The organism is Citrobacter sp. TBCS-14, assembly GCF_005280805.1.
GTDB lineage: Bacteria > Pseudomonadota > Gammaproteobacteria > Enterobacterales > Enterobacteriaceae > Citrobacter > Citrobacter gillenii.
This window is the reverse complement of the sequence record NZ_SZWM01000383.1, coordinates 1-220: the sequence shown is the minus strand read 5'-3', so window position 1 is coordinate 220 and position 220 is coordinate 1. Positions and strand designations below refer to the sequence as shown.

Sequence of the window (220 nt, the reverse complement as noted above, 5' to 3'; positions counted from 1 at the left end):
CACCGTTCCACCGACCAGACTCTGCAAATCTTCCACCATGCCGGTGACCATGCCATACAGGTTAGAGACCGTAAGTGTCGGACGGGCAGCACTGCCCTTGCCATTCAGTTCAAATCCCGTCCCCTGAATGGGATACGCCTGATACTGCCGCCCCTGCCAGGTGACCGGTTCACCTTTTTCGTTCTGATCATTACAGAAAAAATAACGTTCACCACCGACC

The 220-nt window shown here is 54.1% G+C and carries 1 protein-coding gene; it reads right to left on the bottom strand.

The window, feature by feature from the left end; genetic code table 11:
* Positions 1 to 220: phage minor tail protein L (locus tag FDX22_RS15660; RefSeq protein WP_146717430.1), on the bottom strand; the 220-nt coding region annotated here is incomplete at both ends.